The sequence below is a fragment of the Terriglobia bacterium genome, assembly GCA_020072815.1.
GTDB lineage: Bacteria > Acidobacteriota > Terriglobia > Terriglobales > Acidobacteriaceae > Angelobacter.
In genome coordinates, this window is the sequence record JAIQGE010000010.1 from 37,794 (window position 1) to 54,684 (window position 16,891).

A 16,891-nucleotide genomic window follows, 5' to 3' on the forward strand; every position below is an offset into this window, starting at 1 on the left:
TTCTTAACCAGGCTTTGATCCGCAGCAACCGTCTTTAGCTGCCGCCTTTATTTCTTCGCGGGACTGTCTTCTTGTTGAAGCGACTCGTCCTGTAGTTCTTTCAACGCCTGCTGGGCATCTTTGGAATTGGGATTCACCTTAAGCGCCTGCTGGTACAGGGAAATCGCCTTGTTCTGCTGGTGCAGCATCATGTAGGCGTCGCCCAGCAGGACCATAGCTTCATCATCGTCCGGCCGCGCCGCCACGTCGGCTTCCAAAATCTCAATGGCCTTGGGATAGTTTCTTTCCTGAAAGGCCAGCTCCGCCCGGTAGAGCCGCCCCTGGCCACCGTTACGGACTGACAATTCGTGTCCGGCTGCAACCAGGATCCCCGCGGTCACCAGGATCGTGGCCAGTTGCAGCAGTTTGTGATTGCGGGCGAATGCTCCCAGCGGCAATCCGATGATCAGTCCGGTCACAAAGCCACCCAGGTGGCACATGTTGTCAGTATTGGGGGAATTCATCCCCATCACCAGACTGAAGACGATGAACAGGCCAACCGAGCCCAGCAAAGATCGCCGCTGTTTTTCGCGGACAGGCAATTCTCCGAACTTCAAGCCGGCCACAATGGCCCCAGCGATGCCGAAGAGCGCTCCGGAAGCCCCCACCTCAAGCCGGTCCGGCGCATAGCCGATGCTGAGCAGCGCTCCACCCACGCCGGTGAGCATGTAAATCAGGAATGTCTGCCATTTGCCGAACAGGCGCTCGGAGAGCGGTCCTAGAAACCACAGGGCCCACATGTTCATTCCGATGTGGATCAAACCGCTGTGCAAAAACCCGGCGGTCACCAGCCTCCAGTATTCGCCGCCGGTGGTAAGCGGGCCAAAGTTTCCGCCCCATCGGATCAGCGCCAGCCCGCTGGGCGAAAACATTCCCACACCAGATACCACCATGGCCACGTACACCGCCAGGTTGATGGCCAGCAGAATGCAGGTCGCCGGATAGTCGCGCAGCGTGCCGGTGGTCAGCATGCTGCGCGCGCGGCTGGTAGCGCGTCCGGCGCAGCGGTCGCACAGGACCGGCGCCACTCCTTCTTCGTTTACGACGAGTTCAGCGCCGCATTTCAGGCATTTGGGCATGATGAGTACTGGGATAAGAAGTAAATCAAAGTTTATGGTTTGTCCAACGGTTTGCCGATCCTATTTTGTTGAAGCAGGGGCCTTTTGGGCCTGCTCAAGTTTGTTGGCGAGGTCGGTTTCGCGCTGGGCTTCTGCGGTGCTTCCTTGCGCCAGCAGAACGGCCGCCAGTTCGCGATGCGCCTCCGCGTCCTGGGCATTCCTGATGATGGATGCGCGCAGGGCGACCTCGGCCTCGTCCAGCTTGCCAGTGGCGTGTAACGCGCGGCCAAAATATTTGTAGCCTTCAGCGTCGGCTGGCTTGCCGGAAAGCCACTTCTTGAACAGCGGAATGGCCAATTCCGGCTTGCTTTGTTCAACGTAGGCCTCGGCCAGAAGGACTTGACCAAAGGCGTCATCCGGTTCGGCAGCCACATACTTCTGCAAATGAGCAACGGCCGTTCCGGCATCGTGGTGTTCCAGCGCATCGGCGCCCTTAAAAAGGTCGGCGGCGTAGCCGCTGATTTTGGCTACGGGGAAGTACAGCAGGAACAGGCACACAGCACCCGCAACCATCACCTTGATCTGCGAGGGCAAGCGCTCCGCCTTCGGCACACTGACGGAACGTGCGAAGAAAAAGCCCACACCCAGCCCGGTAATGAGCCCGCCCAGATGGCCCATGTTGTCAATGTGGCTCAACAGGCCAAAAACAAGATTGAGCAACGTGAACTTGACCACCGAGCCCAGCAGCGCCCGGACGCTTTCCGGCGACAGGTTCAGCTTGCCAAAATAAAGCACCGGGATCAGCACCCCGGCGATGCCGAAGACCGCGCCGGATGCGCCGGCGCTCACCACCAGAGGATGCCAGCTCAAACTCAGCAGGCTGGACCCCACGGCGGTCAAAAAATAAACACCGGCCACTGCCGTTTTACCCAGCAACTTTTCGGCAAGCTGGCCCAGGTTCCACAGGCACCACATGTTCATCCCCAAATGGAAGATGCCGAAGTGCAGGAACGCCGACGTGATCAAGCGCCAATACTGTCCGCCCAGCGTGTACGGGCCAAAATCCGCGCCCCACTGGATCATCTGTTCGGTAGTCGGTTCAAATGGAGAAATGCCTTTGACAACCATCGCCAGATACACCGCCACATTCACAGCGATCAGCAGGTTGGTCGCGGTGAGCCAGGCGTACTTGCTGGCTGCTTGCGGCCGGGCAGCAAAGGTTGCGAATTGATCGGGCGGAAGCTGTCCCGGCTCTGCTGACGCCTGCCGGGCGCGGCAATCCTTGCAGTAGGGCGATGGCTCGCCAAACGAAAACGCTGGCAGCTTTGCGCCGCATTGAATGCAATTAGCCAAGACTCTGGGAACCTCAATCTTTGGAGGAGCGAACTCTATTGTAAGGCAATGCGATAGTTTGTCTTGGCCTCAGGCAAAGTGGCACGGGACTTGTTAAAATCATCGTGTGGAACCGTCATTATTAACGCGCGCCATTGTCAAGCGCCCTGACAAAGTACGTCTGCAGGGCCGCATCCTTTTCTTGACTGAAGACCCGGAACTGATTCGCCGCCAACTCAACGGCGAGGACCTGCCCTGGGACACCCAGAATCCGCGGAACAATCCCAAGCTGCGGGACGACATCTCCACCGACGAGATCACCCCCGCGCACATCTGCTTCTTCTTCGACGAGACCTTGGGCGAGTTTCCCTACACCGGCCTCAAGTGCGGCAATGAAGTGCCTATCAAGCGCGGCGACGTGAAAAAAGGCGGCTTTGTGGCCGCCGTCAGCGGCAAGCGCCGAGGCAAAGGCTCCAGCCGGGAGCAATCGCCTTATGCCGAGTTGTGTGCCGGCATCAAGCTGGTGGTCGCGGAAAATATTGAGCGCATTTACAAACAGAACTGCCAGAACCTGGGCGTGCTGACGACCACCGACTTCGGCCTGATTGACAAGATCCGAGCCGGGGAAGAGGTTCCCCTGTCCAAGTTCACTGAAGGCGAAGACGACATTACGCGCCAGGTGATCGAGTACGGCGGATTGTTCCCGTTCAACGTGGCGCGGATGCAGGGCAAAGTTTTTCTGCCGCCCATCCAGACCGCCAAGCGGCCCATGACCATCGCCGAGAAAATCTTTGCCCGCCACATGCTCAACGCCCAGAACGAACCCGGCGTGCCGTTCGTCACGCCCGGCGATTCCGGCTTTGCCCGCACCGATCTTCGTTTCAGCCACGAGTACGTCACGCCCATGGCGGCCATCTTCTTTGAGCATTTCGTCGGCAAGGACGCCAAGGTCAACGATCCTTCCACCATCCTTTTCTTCCGCGACCACCTGACCTTTTTGGACGAGGTGATTTCAGAAGAGAAAAAGAAGATGGGCCTGCTTGACCTGGCCGGACAACTCAAGCTGAAGCAGGAGGACTTCGCCAAGAAGCAGGGAATCCGCCTGCACGGCGAACTCAAAGACCGCAAAGGGTCGGAAGGCATCTGCCACTCGATCGTCGCCGAAACGTATGCGCTGCCGGGGCAGCTCAACGTGGGCTCGGATTCGCACACCCCGCATGTAGGCGCCGTGGGCTGCGTGGCCTTCGGGATCGGCACCACGGACGTGTTCAATTCTTGGATCACCAAAGACGTTCGCGTAAAGGTGCCCGAGTCGGTCAAAGTGGTCGTTCGCGGCAAGCGCAAGCCCAACGTCACGGCGAAAGATTTCATCCTGCTGCTGCTGAGCATGGAATACATTCGCAGCGGCAAGGCCTTGGCCAAAGTCATGGAGTACTGCGGCGAAGCCATTGAAGAACTCAGCGTGGACGAGCGCGCCACCATGACCAACATGGCGGCAGAGATTGGCGGGTTTACCGGCATCGTGGCGCCGGACCGCAAGACCGTGGACTTCCTCATGGAGCGTCGCGGTATGTCGCTGGCGGAGGCCAGCAAATATTGCCAGGGCCTGTTCAGCGATCCTGACGCCCACTACGCCCACGTGATCGAGGTCAATGCGGAAGACATTACTCCCATGGTGGCCACGCCGGGCGATCCCGGCAACGGCAAGTACGTCCGCGAGCTGAACACGCCGGTGCCGGTGGAGATCGCTTACGGCGGCACCTGCACCGCCGGCAAAAACGCTGACATGGATATGTACGCCCAGGTGCTTTCCGACGCTCTCAAGCAGGGCAGGCACGTGGCCGAATCCTGCAAGTTTTACATTCAGTTTGGCTCGCAAGAGACGCGAGATTATTGCCTTCGCAAAGGCTATCTGGACGTCTTCAAACAGGCCGGAGCCATCGTGATTGAGCCCAGTTGCGGCGCCTGCATCAATGCAGGTCCGGGCGTTTCCACCCGCGCCGATCAGGTGGTCATCAGCGCCCAGAACCGCAACTTCCCTGGTCGCAGCGGTCCCGGACAGATGTACTTGGCCAGCCCGTACACCGTGGCTGCCAGCGCCGTGGCCGGACACATTGTGGAATATGAGCCGCAGCGCGAGTTGGTTGGGGCGTAAGAGAAGCAACTAGCATTGATCAAATGGCAGTTGGCCGGATTAGAAGAACCTGCGTCTCCTGAATGGTGCAAAAATCGTACTGCGACAAAGCGGGTGGGCCCCACCGTCAACTCCTCCATTTCCCGAACAAAACCCAGGGTAATTGCTGATTGCTAATTGCGGTTTTGCTGGCATAAAATTAACTGTTGCTCCGAAAAATCTGGCGGAGCCCCCGATCGTATGGCATATGTGATTGCAGAGCCCTGCATAGGGACCAAGAGAGCGGCCTGCACCCGGCAGAAGGAGTTGCGTCGCAACCATTTGCTGACTAGAATCGTTCGTTACTTATTCAGTCCGATTGACTTCACGGAGAACACGACCCTTATGGCATATGTAATTGCTGAGCCTTGCATTGGAACCAAGGACGCGGCCTGCGTGGATGCCTGTCCTGTAGACTGCATCCACCCCAAGAAAGATGAATCGCAGTTCGAAAGCACCGACATGTTGTTCATTGACCCGGTGGAATGTATTGACTGCGGCGCCTGCGTCCCGGTCTGCCCGGTTTCGGCGATCTTCGCCCAGGACGACCTGCCGGAAAAGTGGAAAGCCTACACCGAGAAGAACGCCAAGTACTACGGGCGGTAACAGGCCGGCGAACTTTAGCGACGCGCAGCCGCCAAGCTGCGCGTTTTCTTTTGCGCCATTATCTTTCTCCTGGCCGGCTTGCCGATGGCTGTATTCTTGGTGTGAATGCCCAAGCAGTCTGAAGCCCTGGTTCTGCGCACATATCCGTTCCACGAAGCGGACCTGCTGGTCACGCTGTTCACCCGCGCGGAAGGCAAGGTGCGGGGCGTGGCCAAGTCTGCCAAGCGGTCCAAACGTCGCTTTGGCGGTGCGCTGGAGCCGCTGACCTACGTGGTCGCGCACTGGGAAGACAAGGAAAAGCAGGAACTGGCGCGGCTCGACTCTTGCGACATCATTGCCTCTCCGCTGGCCAGTGAGGTGAGTTATCCGCGGCTGGTGGCGCTCAGCTACGTGGCCGAAGTCATTGACCAGCTTCTCCCCGACCGCGAGCCCAATGACGACATCTTTCGCCTGGCGCTGTCGGTGGTCGGACAGATTCGTGGCGACTCCGTGTGGATGCCGCTGACTTACTTCGACTTGTGGATCGTCCGCCTGATCGGCCTGCTGCCCGACCTCACGCAGTGTTCTGCGTGCGGCGACGTTCTCAATGGCCACCGGGCGTACTTCCATCCCCTGGCGGATGGCTTGCTTTGTTCGCGCGACAAGCGTTTGGCCAGCACGGAAATCTCCGCCGACTCGCGCTCCGTGGCCGCGGAAATGTTCCGCGCTCCGGTAGAGAGCTTTGCCGCAGCGGCGTGGCCCCGGCGTCGCGGCGCTGATCTGCGCAAATTCCTGGCCCAGCGCATTGAACATCACATTGAAAAAAAGCTGGTCACCGCTGCCATGCTGGAACGATTGGACTGACCTTCGCCGGCGCGAGAATCAGCCTATTGTGCGGTCGCGGAAGCCTAAAGTAACGAGCGGGCGCAGTTTCTGATTGTTTTGCCGCCACGGGCCCGATAGACTGCGGTTAATCCTTTCCCCCAAAGCTTTTCAGCCCGTAGGAGGCATCATGAAGCGTGCGGTATCACTCTGGCTCGTGTGCACTTTTTTCTCTGTCTTCTTGCCGGCCCAAGCAACGACGCAGCCTTCCGGGACCGCAGCAACCACCGCCTCGGCTGCGCAGGACCCCGCGCCTCGCGCCTGGAAGCGTTACCGCTACGAGGCTGACGGGTTTTCCACGGAGTTTCCTGCTGAACCGAAATCAACGCCCAACGACGATAAGTCGGGAACGCGCTACTTCACCTCCATCGAGAACGACAACATCGCCTATTTCGCTGAAGTGGCGCAGCTTCCCGCCGATCTCGACAAGACCCCGCAGGCGATTTTCGAAGACTATGCCAAGGGCTCGGCCGGGGCCACCAAGTCAGAGATCAAGTCTCAGAAACCAATTTCTTTCCATGGAAACACGGGCTCAGAGTTTTTGTTGGAGAATGACACCATGTTTCTGCGCTTCCGGCTGATTTTGGTGGGGAAGAAACTCTACCAACTGCTGGTGGTGGCGACCAAGGAGCTGATGCCCGGCGCGGAAGCCGATCGCTTCCTGGACGCCTTCCAACTCATCAAATAGCTGTGACCACAGGAGTGCCTATGCCCGGGGCCTGCACTTGCTCAGAAACCGGACGCGCGTTTGCGACGGAAGAAGAAGCCCGCGCCAGCGAAGCACGCTTTCGGGAAATCCAGGCGGAGTGCGATGCCGGACGCGTCCCCGAACTTCGCCCCGGCGACGTGATCTACGTCGAGACCGAGCTCTACCTGGGCCATGGCCGCGATGATTTTCGCGGCGGTCTGGCCGAAGTCCTGGAAATGCGCGCAAACGTTAGCGCCGGCAAGCCCACGCCATTTGTCTGCATCAAGCAGCAGCCCGATTCCTGGCAGAACTGGGCTTATTTGGCGGCAGAGCAGCAAAAGCTGCGCGCGGAGTTCGGCAAGAACTGGTCCTATCCCGATCCCGATAATCGCCCGGAATTTAACGACTGGTAAGTCCGGCGCCTTCTCCACCACCACAGGCTGAACACCACCGCTTCCGCAAACATGACGGTAATGATGGCTATGGCAAACCCGCCGACGAACGCCGGGAATCGATCATATTTCACAAACAAAACCCAGCCGTACCCCGAAGACAGCGCGCAGGCCATCAGGATCATCAAGATGCCTGCCCAGCGCTTGGTCGCCGACGACAAGCTCATGTCAGAGGGCAGCGGTTGCGATGGCGCCTTCCTGAACCATATCGCGTACCAGACCACCAAGACGGTCATTCCCAGGAGGGTGCTGCCGTGTTGCAGCACGCTGAAGATGGAGCGTCCGAAAAAGATTTGCGGGAGGACTACGGTCTGCAGGAAGTCGAATCGCTGGACGAACCATCCGCCGCTGTGGGTGAACGAATCCCACAGCAAATGCGTGAGCGTGCCGGCCAGCATGGACGCCACAATGAGCAGCAGACGAGGCAGCGGCGTGAACGGGAACGGCCCGGCAAAGGCCATAAGCTTCTCCGCGTGACGCGCCGGCGCCAGGCTGATTAAAGGCAGCTTCAGGAAGCGATGGAAAATCCACAGGACCAAAAGTCCGGCCGGCAAGCAGAAGAGAAAGACGCCGGGCAGGGAATGGCTGGCTTCGGCGTCCGGACCCATGTAGATGAAGTAGTGGAAGTCCGGGGCCATGCTGCCCACCACCAGCGCGGAAAGAACCAGCCACTTGCGCAGCGGCAGAACGGCGGCAGGATGAGCAAGAGTGAAGGGCAAAATCGAGTATAGCGTATTACGCCCACGCCGCACTGAGCGCCGCCAGACGCGGGCAAGCGCGCCTTTTCTGATAAATTATGTAGTTCAGACCATGTCCAACTCCAGCGTCCCCACATATCAGGAACTGATTCTCAGCCTTCAGCAATTCTGGGCGGAGAGCGGCTGCGTGCTGCAGCAGCCTTATGACACTGAAGTCGGCGCAGGCACCATGTCCCCGGAGACTTTTCTGCGCGCGCTGGGGCCCAAGCCGTACAAAGTCGCGTACGTGCAGCCTTCGCGCCGTCCCGCCGACGGCCGTTACGGCGACAATCCCAACCGCCTTTACAAGCACATGCAGATGCAGGTGATCGTGAAGCCTCCGCCGGAGGACGTGCAGGAGCTGTATCTGCGCTCGCTGGGCAAGCTGGGCATTGATCTGAGCAAGCATGACATCAAGTTTGAGGAAGACAACTGGGAGTCGCCGACCCTGGGCGCATGGGGCGTGGGCTGGCAGGTGATGCTCGACGGTCTGGAGATCACGCAGTTCACTTACTTCCAGCAGTGCGGCGGCATTGACCTTGACCCCATCTGCGCCGAACTGACGTACGGACTGGAGCGCATCGCCGCGTTTCTGCAGGACGTGGACAGCATTTACGACATCGTGTGGGCGCGCGATCCCAAGACGGGAGCGGCGGTCACGTATCGCGATGTGCGCTTTCAAGATGAGTTGCAGCTATCGGTTTACAACTTTGAGGTGGCCGAAGTCGCGAATGCCTGGAAGCACTTGGAGCTGTACGAGAGCGAGTGCCAGGCACGCATTAATGACTTCAACAAACTTGCAGCGAACAAAGCTGCCACGCAGTCTGAGAAAGACCGCTTTCCGCTGCTCGCCACTTATGAGCTTTGCTTGAAATGCTCCCATCTGTTCAACATCCTGGACGCCCGCGGCGCCATCTCAGTCACCGAGCGTGTGGGCGTGATCGCCCGCATACGACAACTGGCAGTCGGCCTGGCCAAAGCATATCTGGCGCAGCAGAGTTCTTCCACACAGCAGAAAGAAGGAGCGGCCTAAGATGCCTGACTTCCTTCTGGAAATTGGTTGCGAAGAGATTCCCGCGCGCATGTTGGACGCCGCTTGCAAAGAGCTGGCGCAGCGCCTTCTGGGTGCGATGGTCAAAGAATCTCTGCTGCAACAGAGCACGCAACCCGCGTACCACAGCGACATGCCTGCGGTCATATTTAGTTCCTTTGCGACGCCCCGCCGCCTTGCCCTGGTATTGCCGGGCGTGCTGGCGTCGCAACCGGACGTGACTGAGCAGATCACTGGACCTTCAACCAAGGTTGCATTTAAGGACGGCCATCCAACCCCGGCAGCGGAAGCGTTCGCCAAGAAGGCGGGGGTTGAAGTTTCCAAGCTGGAAAAGATCACCAACCCGAAAGGCGAGTATCTGGCCGCAACCATCACCAAGAAGGGACGGCCTGCGGCTGAAGTGCTGGCGGAAGCTCTGCCGAAGGAGATTGCTGCAGTTTATTGGGCCAAGAATATGTACTGGCGCGCGGGCAAGCCGGAACGCTTTGTGCGACCCATCCGCTGGATCGTCGCGATGCTTGATGGCCAGGTGGTCCCGCTGGAGTTCGGCGGAGTCAAGGCCGGCAATCAGTCTCGCGGCCACCGGATTCTGGGGCCGGCGACGCTTTCCATCGCTTCGCCCACCCAATACGTCGAAAGCCTGCGCAACGCCCACGTGATGGCCAGCCCGGCGGAGCGCGAACAGCGCATCCGCAAAGCCCTGGACGCCGCCGCGCGCACCGTTTCCGGCATACGCTGGCGCGAAGACGCCGCGTTGCTCAGCACCGTTGTCAATCTCACGGAATGGCCTTCGGCGATTCTGGGAAATTTTGATCAGCAGTATCTTGCGCTGCCGGAAGAAGTTCTGGTGACCGTGATGCGCGACCACCAGAAATACTTCGCCGTGGAAGATGCCTCCGGCAAGCTGGCTCCGCATTTTCTGGCTGTACTGAACACGGATGGCGACCCCGACGGCCTCATCGCGCATGGTAATGAGCGCGTACTGCGCGCACGCTTCAACGACGCGCGCTTTTTCTGGGACACCGATCAGAAGACGCCGCTTCGAGATCGCGTGAACCTGCTAAAAGCCGTAACCTTCCAGAAGGATTTGGGCAGCTATTTCGACAAAGCAGAGCGCATTGTGAATCTGGGAGAGAGGCTGTGTCCCTTGCTGCAGCGGGCTGGATTGAAAGTCGACGCCAGTGCGGTTCAGCAGGCAGCCTGGTTTGCAAAAACGGACCTGACCGCCGAACTCGTCAAGGAATTCACCGAGCTGCAGGGAATCATCGGCGGACTCTACGCTAAGACACAAAGCCTCCCACAATCCGTCGCCGACGCCATTTATGACCAGTACAAGCCTGCGTCCATGGAAGATTCCGTCCCTCGGACGTTGGAAGGCGCAGTGCTCTCCATCGCCGACAAGGCTGACTCCATTGCCGGAATGTTTGCGCTGGGTCTGGTGCCTTCGGGGTCGAAGGATCCATTTGCGTTGCGGAGGCAGGCCAACGGGATTGTGAAGATCCTTGCAGAACACAAGTTATCGGTTCGATTGGGAATATTGATAGCTGATTCGCTGGAAGGCTACGAAGACAGTGAAGCCAGAAAAAACTTCAAGTTCCCGAGCCAGATTAAGGAGATAGGGGAGCGACTAGAAGCCAAGTGGAAGCCGGTGGCACCCAACGTCCGACAGGATCTCGCATCTATCCGGTTCCTGATTTCTCAATTTTTCAGAGAACGATTGGAATTCTATCTCCGGGATGTCCTTCACTTCAGATATGACGTTGTAAGTGCCGTCGTACAAGGGGCATACGACCGTGGAGACGATGAGGTTCCGGACCTGATTGAAAGGTCGAAAGCGGTTGCTGAAATTTGTACGTCGACTGAGTTTGAATCTCTATTCATAGCGTTCAAGAGAGTCAAGAATATCATTCGTCAGGCTCAGGAGAAGGGCTTCGCTATTGCGGAGCTTCAGCCAGAAGAGAAATTTGATTCTGAAGCTGAAGTCGCGATATGGAAGGAGTTCCGGCGCCTGGCATCTTCCTTTTTGCCGTTGCGAAAGCAGCGAAGATATCTGGATGCGTTTCGGGAATTGGCCAAGGTGAGGGAACCGGTGGACCGTTTCTTCGACTCTGTCATGGTAATGGTGGATGATTCGGACGTACGGGCAAAACGGCTCGGTCTTCTAAACTACTTGCTCGCTACCTTCAATACAATTGCCGATCTTTCAGAACTCGCACCTGAATCCAAATGAATGGAATTGTCACCTAACCGGTTCGACCGCTGGAGTGGTTCGCACCTGTGCCGCACCTACGGCGCTCAACTTCTTTCTTGTCGCTTACCCACCCCTCCGGCTTCGCGTGCGCTCGCCTCAGGGTGGGCTAGACTCTTTCGCGCCTACGGCGCTGGGGTCCATCGGTGTCAAACGTTTTCGGCTTTTCCCGTACTCTTTCGCGCCCTTCCTCGCGTCCTTTGCGGTGAGTCTTCTTTTGGCTGAACGCTAAATGCTGACTGCTGTGCGCTTCCGCTACTGTGCTCGCCATCACATTCCCTCGCGCTCCCACTCGGGTAGAGTGGAACGTTTGGCCCAATGAGTTTAAGATTGACAGGTTTGGCCTGGGCCACGGCATTCATCTTCTGATATCGGAGATAAGGTCCCTATGAGTTCATCCACGGTTTCCCGTCCACGCTCCCGAGCTTCGCAAAAAACATCCGCCCACAAGCCCCAGAAGAAAGTTCACGGTCGCCCCAAGCTGGTGGCCAAGCCCAAGCTTGTGCCCAAAACAAAGAAGGACGTCCAGTACGTCTTTTTCTTTGGCGGGGGCAAAGCGGACGGCCACGGCACCATGAAAGACGAACTGGGCGGCAAGGGCGCCGGCCTGGCGGAGATGACCAATGCCGGATTGCCGGTGCCGCCGGGATTCACCATACAGACCGAAGGCTGCCGCGAGTACATGCGCACGGGAAAGACCTCGAATGGCGTCCACCAGCAGACCATGGCTGCGCTGGCCCGTCTGGAGAAGCTGCAAGGACAAAAGCTAGGCACGGGCGATAACCCGCTTTTGGTGAGCGTGCGCTCCGGCGGAAAATTCTCCATGCCCGGCATGATGGATACCATCCTGAACCTGGGGCTGAACGACGAAAGCGTAAAAGCTCTGGCCCGCAAATCGAACAACGACCGCTTTGCTTATGACTCTTACAGGCGTTTGATTCAGATGTTCGGCAACGTGGTGCTGGACATTCCCAAGCACGCGTTTGAAGAAGTGTTTGACGCGCAGAAGGCCAAACGCGGAGTGAAGCTGGACACCGAACTCACGGCCGACGACCTGAAGCAGGTCATCGCCGACTACAAGCAGGTGGTGCGCAAGCAGACCGGGCGCGATTTTCCCCAGGCGCCGGTGGACCAGCTCACCATGTCGCGTGACGCCGTGTTCCGCTCCTGGAACAACGACCGCGCCAAGGTCTATCGCCGCATCAACAATATTTCTGACGACCTGGGCACCGCCGTCAGCGTGCAGTGCATGGTGTTCGGCAACCTGGGCGAAACCAGCGGCACCGGCGTGGGCTTTACCCGCAATCCGGCCACCGGCGCCAAGGAATTTTACGGCGAGTTCCTGATGAACGCGCAAGGTGAAGACGTGGTCTCCGGCGCGCGGACCCCGGTGCACATCAGCGAACTGCAGAAACTGATGCCCGGCGTTTACAACCAGTTGCGGGACATCACGTCGCGGCTGGAAAAGCACTATCGCGACGTGCAGGATTTTGAATTCACTATCCAGGAAGGCAAGCTGTACATGCTGCAGACGCGCAACGGCAAGCGCACCGGGCGCGCCGCGGTCCGCATTGCCATTGATATGGTGAATGAGAAACTGATCAAGCCGGAAGAAGCCATCTTCCGCGTTGATCCCAGCCAGCTATATGACTACCTGATGCCCAACCTTGACGATAAGGGCGGCGACGTGGAAGTGATCGCCACCGGACTGCCGGCATCGCCCGGCGCGGCCGTGGGGCAGATCGTCTTCACCGCCAATGACGCGGTGAAGATGGCGGGCACCGGACCGCAGAAAAAGCCTGTCGTACTGGTCCGCGGAGAAACCACCCCGGAGGACATTCACGGCATGGAAGTGGCTGCGGGCATTCTCACCGCGCGCGGCGGCATGACCAGCCACGCCGCCGTGGTCACCCGCGGCATGGGCAAGTGCGGCATTGTGGGCGCCAGCGAAATTGAAGTGGACGAAAAGAAGAAAGAGATGCGCGTCGGCAACCTGGTGATGAAAGAAGGCGACTGGATTTCTCTCGACGGCACCACCGGACGCGTGATCAAAGGCCGCCTGAATACCGTACCCGCGTCGCCGGACGATCCTGATTTGAAGAAGCTGATGGGTTGGGCGGAGCCATACCGCAAGATCGGCGTGCGCGCCAATGCTGACATCCCGCGTGACGCCGTGGCTGCCCGCTCGTTCGGCGCGGAAGGTATCGGCCTGTGCCGCACCGAGCACATGTTCTTTGCTGAAGACCGCATCCCGCACATGCGCGCCATGATCATGGCGGACACGCTGGAGGACCGCAAAAAGGAGTTGGTCAAGCTGCTGCCCATGCAGCGCGCGGACTTTGAAGGTCTATTCCGCGCCATGCCCGGGCTGCCCGTCACCATCCGCTTGCTCGATCCTCCGCTGCACGAGTTCCTGCCCAAGCGCGAAGAGCTGATGGTGCAGATCGCCAAGCTGGAGATCACTGATCCGCAGTCGCCCAAGCTCACGGAAGCGCGGGCCATCCTGCGGCGCGTGGAAGAGTTGCATGAGTTCAATCCCATGCTGGGACTGCGCGGATGCCGGCTGGGAATCACCTTCCCGGAGATTTCTGAAATGCAGTCGCGCGCCATCTTTGAGGCGGCGGTCAACGTGAGCAAGGAAGGGATCAAGGTGATCGCTGAAGTCATGGTGCCGTTGACCGTGACCGTCAAAGAGATGGTCAACCAGAGCGCCATCATCCGCCAGACTGCCGAACAGGTGTTCAAGGAGAAGGGAAGCAAGGTGCACTACCTTGTGGGGACGATGATTGAGCTGCCTCGCGCCTGCGTGGTGGCCGACGAAATCGCCACCGACGCCGAGTTCTTCAGCTTCGGCACCAACGACCTCACCCAGACCACGTACGGCTTCTCCCGCGACGACATCGGTACCTTCCTGCCGGCGTACGTGGAGCGCGGCATCCTGAAGAATGATCCGTTTGCCAGCATTGACCAGAAGGGCGTCGGCTACCTGATGGAGTTGGGCGTACAACGGGGCCGCAAGACCCGGCCGGACATTGAGCTGGGCATCTGCGGCGAGCACGGCGGCGATCCGGCGTCGGTGGAGTTCTGCCACAAAATCGGTTTGGACTATGTTTCCTGCTCGCCGTATCGCGTGCTCACGGCGCGCCTGGCAGCAGCGCAAGCCGGTGCGTCCGACAAGCTGAAAGTGGAAGGCGGAAGGACGAAGTAGGCGACGCAGTCATTGGTCCTGATGCGCTGAACGTAGCCCGTTCCAGGGGACGATTCGGGGATGTGTTGGCATATCAGCACCTCAAAAAGAGCGTCGCTGACCCGCGGAGTAAAGGTATAATCCGCGTAACAAGCTGACGTTGAGGAGTTTTCCATGCGGATTCCTGCAATGATTTGTCTGGCGACATTGGCCCTGCCTATTGCCGCAATTGCGCAAAAGGCTCCCACCCTTGAGCCCGGCCAGAAGGCTTTTGAGGCTCAGCGCAGGCGTGAACCCAAGGTGCAGCCGAAACTCCAGACGGCCGAACAAAACAAAGCTGTGGTACGGCAGGTTTTTGACGACCTCTTCACCCGCGGCCGTTACGATCTCATTGACAAGGTTTACAGCAGAGACTGCGTCGTCCATTACAAGAACCGGCTTTACAAGTTGGAAGAGTCCGTTTCTGAAGGCAAAGGCTGGCGCTCCGCGGCCCCTGACCTACAGATGATTGCCGAGCAGATGAAGGTGGAAGGCAACTTGGTTGATGTTTCCTGGACCGCAAAGGGAACCCATACGGGAAGAGGCAACGGGCTGACGAAGCCCACCGGGAAACACATTCTGGTGCACGGCAACAGCAGGTTTCGCGTGGTCAACGGCAAGATCGCAGAAGTGTGGAACAACTACGATCGCAATGAAGTCTTCCGCCAACTCGGCGTGTCTCCCACCATGGGGTATTTTTACGAAGAGACTGAAGGCCTGCGCCTGGCTTTGAGCCGGTTGTTCTACGGCCCGCTCTCCGCGCAGCCACAGCAGTAACTCTGCCTCCGAATTCCTGCTCCTGGACGCTGCACGACTGGCGGTTCTGCTTTACGTGGTGATAGTTGCCCGTACCGATTCCTCTCAGTCCAGCGTAACGTTACACTGGCAATCGTAAAGAGAGATGATCAAGCCTTCCGCCACCGCACCTCGTTCCAAGATCGAAGACTCCGGCCTGGATAAGGAATACATCCAGGCGTGCGGGCGAACCTGGTTCAAGTTTCTGTTTGAGCGCTATTGGCGGGTTGAAGCCAGAGGATTGGAACATGTGCCTCGCGCGGGGCGAGGAATCCTGGTGGGAATGCACCGCGGGTTCATGCCGTGGGACGCCGTAATGGCCCTCCATTTGCTCGTACAGGAAACAGGACGGTATCCCCGGTTTCTCACGCATCCCGGATTACTGAAGTATCCCCTCATCGCCAATTTCATCACCAAACTGGGCGGAGTCCTGGCCTGCCAGGAAAGCGCCGATCGGGTCCTGGAAAGCGACGAACTGCTGGGAGTGTTCCCTGAAGGCGTTGAGGGTGCGTTCACGCTCTATCGTCACGCCTATCAGCTTCAGGGATTCGGGCGCCACAGTTTCGTGAAGATGGCGCTGCGTCACCGCGCCCCGATTATTCCGTTCGTTACCGTGGGGAGCGCTGAGTCGTTGCCCATCTTTGCCAGGATAAAGTCCCGGCGTTGGACCCGGCTCACGGAATGGCCGTATCTGCCGTTCTCCACGTTTCCGCTGCTGCCGGCGCCGCTGCCATCGAAGTGGCACATCCGGTTCCTGCCGGCCATTCACTTGGAAGAGCACTATGCCCCGGAAGCCGAGCAGCAGAACTCCCTGGTCAAGACCATCAGCCTTGAAGTTAGGACGCGGATGCAGCAGGCGGTGGATGAGATGGTCCGGAGCCGCCGTTCAATTTTCTTTGGGTCAATTTTTTCCAGCAGCACTTAGCACTTAGCGTTTAGCCTTTGAACGTTAGGTTGGACTTGCCCCTCGTGGCCGCTTACTGCACTCTCTGCAGGCGGTCAATCAATTTCTGCGCCAGGTTGTCGTCTGACTCTGACCACAACACGCGACCGCTGATGCCGCAGTTCTTCTCCACATCGTTGGTAAAGTTCACCAGCTTCTGCACGTTGGCTTTGATGCGCTTCTCCACCGATTCGGTGAAGTCAACTTCTTCGTGAAGGAACGGCGTGTCCAGACCGAAGTCAACTTGAATGTGGCCGTTCTGCTGGTAGGTGGATTCCTCGAACTCCGTGCCAAAGGTGATGAACTTCACGGCTTGGGGCCGCAGCGCCCAGGTGGTGTCCAGGTTGCCTTCCTGCACGGGGAACCACAGGTCCCACATGGCATCCAGTTCGTAGGCGTTGTCTTCATGCAGGAAGTCGGCGGCCAGGGCCAGGACGCGCTCCGGATCAGAGAGGTGGTCAAAGGCCTGCTGGAAGACGATGGGCTCGTCCCAGGCGATGCTGTGAATCGCTAGATGACTGATGCCGGGCCGCTGGGAAGAGAAGGGAAACTGCTTGAGCACGGAGTTGAGACGCGGCAAGATCTCCGGCTCATGAAAGCTGGGAAACCAAACGCTGAGGTAGAGTCGGTCAGCCATGGAGAGGTTATTGTAATCTGAGAGGCCAGCGGGGGCGCAGCGGCA

General features: G+C 58.7%; 14 protein-coding genes. 10 read left to right on the top strand and 4 right to left on the bottom strand.

Annotated features, from left to right (window positions below):
* Positions 1-47: 47 nt before the first annotated feature.
* Complete coding sequence (locus LAO20_14025) at positions 48-1,118, bottom strand: rhomboid family intramembrane serine protease (GenBank protein MBZ5532545.1); 1,071 nt, start codon at positions 1,116-1,118, stop codon at positions 48-50.
* Positions 1,119-1,178: 60 nt separating this feature from the next.
* A complete protein-coding gene (locus tag LAO20_14030; protein ID MBZ5532546.1) occupies positions 1,179-2,450 on the bottom strand; it encodes a rhomboid family intramembrane serine protease in 1,272 nt (423 codons plus the stop codon).
* A 133-nt stretch (positions 2,451-2,583) separates the two neighbouring features.
* Between LAO20_14030 and LAO20_14035 the strand changes: the two genes are divergently transcribed.
* From LAO20_14035 to LAO20_14055, 5 genes are all read left to right on the top strand, one after another.
* A complete protein-coding gene (locus LAO20_14035; GenBank protein ID MBZ5532547.1) occupies positions 2,584-4,584 on the top strand; it encodes a 3-isopropylmalate dehydratase in 2,001 nt (666 codons plus the stop codon).
* A 363-nt stretch (positions 4,585-4,947) separates the two neighbouring features.
* Positions 4,948-5,208: a ferredoxin family protein gene (locus tag LAO20_14040; protein ID MBZ5532548.1), complete on the top strand. Its 261-nt coding sequence runs from the start codon at positions 4,948-4,950 to the stop codon at positions 5,206-5,208.
* Between the two features lie 105 nt (positions 5,209-5,313).
* A complete protein-coding gene (recO, locus tag LAO20_14045) occupies positions 5,314-6,051 on the top strand; it encodes a DNA repair protein RecO (GenBank protein ID MBZ5532549.1) in 738 nt (245 codons plus the stop codon).
* Positions 6,052-6,199: 148 nt separating this feature from the next.
* Entirely contained in the window at positions 6,200-6,757 is a 558-nt protein-coding gene (locus tag LAO20_14050) for a hypothetical protein (protein ID MBZ5532550.1), read from the top strand.
* 20 nt (positions 6,758-6,777) lie between these two features.
* Positions 6,778-7,170 (top strand): hypothetical protein, encoded by a 393-nt coding sequence (locus LAO20_14055; protein ID MBZ5532551.1) that lies wholly within the window; start codon positions 6,778-6,780, stop codon positions 7,168-7,170.
* Here LAO20_14055 and LAO20_14060 read toward each other — a convergent pair.
* Positions 7,128-7,928, bottom strand: a complete 801-nt coding sequence (locus LAO20_14060; GenBank protein MBZ5532552.1) for a DUF4184 family protein — start codon at positions 7,926-7,928, stop codon at positions 7,128-7,130. The genes LAO20_14055 and LAO20_14060 overlap by 43 nt on opposite strands.
* A gap of 91 nt (positions 7,929-8,019) precedes the next feature.
* Here LAO20_14060 and LAO20_14065 point away from each other — a divergent pair, with 91 nt between their 5' ends.
* The 5 genes from LAO20_14065 (at position 8,020) to LAO20_14085 (ending at position 16,191) form a co-directional block, all read left to right on the top strand.
* Entirely contained in the window at positions 8,020-8,979 is a 960-nt protein-coding gene (locus LAO20_14065) for a glycine--tRNA ligase subunit alpha (protein MBZ5532553.1), read from the top strand.
* Between the two features lies 1 nt (position 8,980).
* Positions 8,981-11,227, top strand: a complete 2,247-nt coding sequence (gene glyS, locus LAO20_14070) for a glycine--tRNA ligase subunit beta (GenBank protein ID MBZ5532554.1) — start codon at positions 8,981-8,983, stop codon at positions 11,225-11,227.
* Between the two features lie 406 nt (positions 11,228-11,633).
* On the top strand, positions 11,634-14,453 hold the full coding sequence (gene ppdK, locus LAO20_14075) for a pyruvate, phosphate dikinase (protein MBZ5532555.1): 2,820 nt from the start codon (positions 11,634-11,636) through the stop codon (positions 14,451-14,453).
* Between the two features lie 153 nt (positions 14,454-14,606).
* Positions 14,607-15,248 (top strand): ester cyclase, encoded by a 642-nt coding sequence (locus LAO20_14080; protein ID MBZ5532556.1) that lies wholly within the window; start codon positions 14,607-14,609, stop codon positions 15,246-15,248.
* 124 nt (positions 15,249-15,372) lie between these two features.
* Entirely contained in the window at positions 15,373-16,191 is an 819-nt protein-coding gene (locus LAO20_14085; protein ID MBZ5532557.1) for an acyltransferase family protein, read from the top strand.
* Positions 16,192-16,243: 52 nt separating this feature from the next.
* On the opposite strand, the gene LAO20_14090 is transcribed toward LAO20_14085, so the two are convergent.
* A complete protein-coding gene (locus tag LAO20_14090) occupies positions 16,244-16,846 on the bottom strand; it encodes a hypothetical protein (protein ID MBZ5532558.1) in 603 nt (200 codons plus the stop codon).
* Positions 16,847-16,891 lie beyond the last annotated feature (45 nt).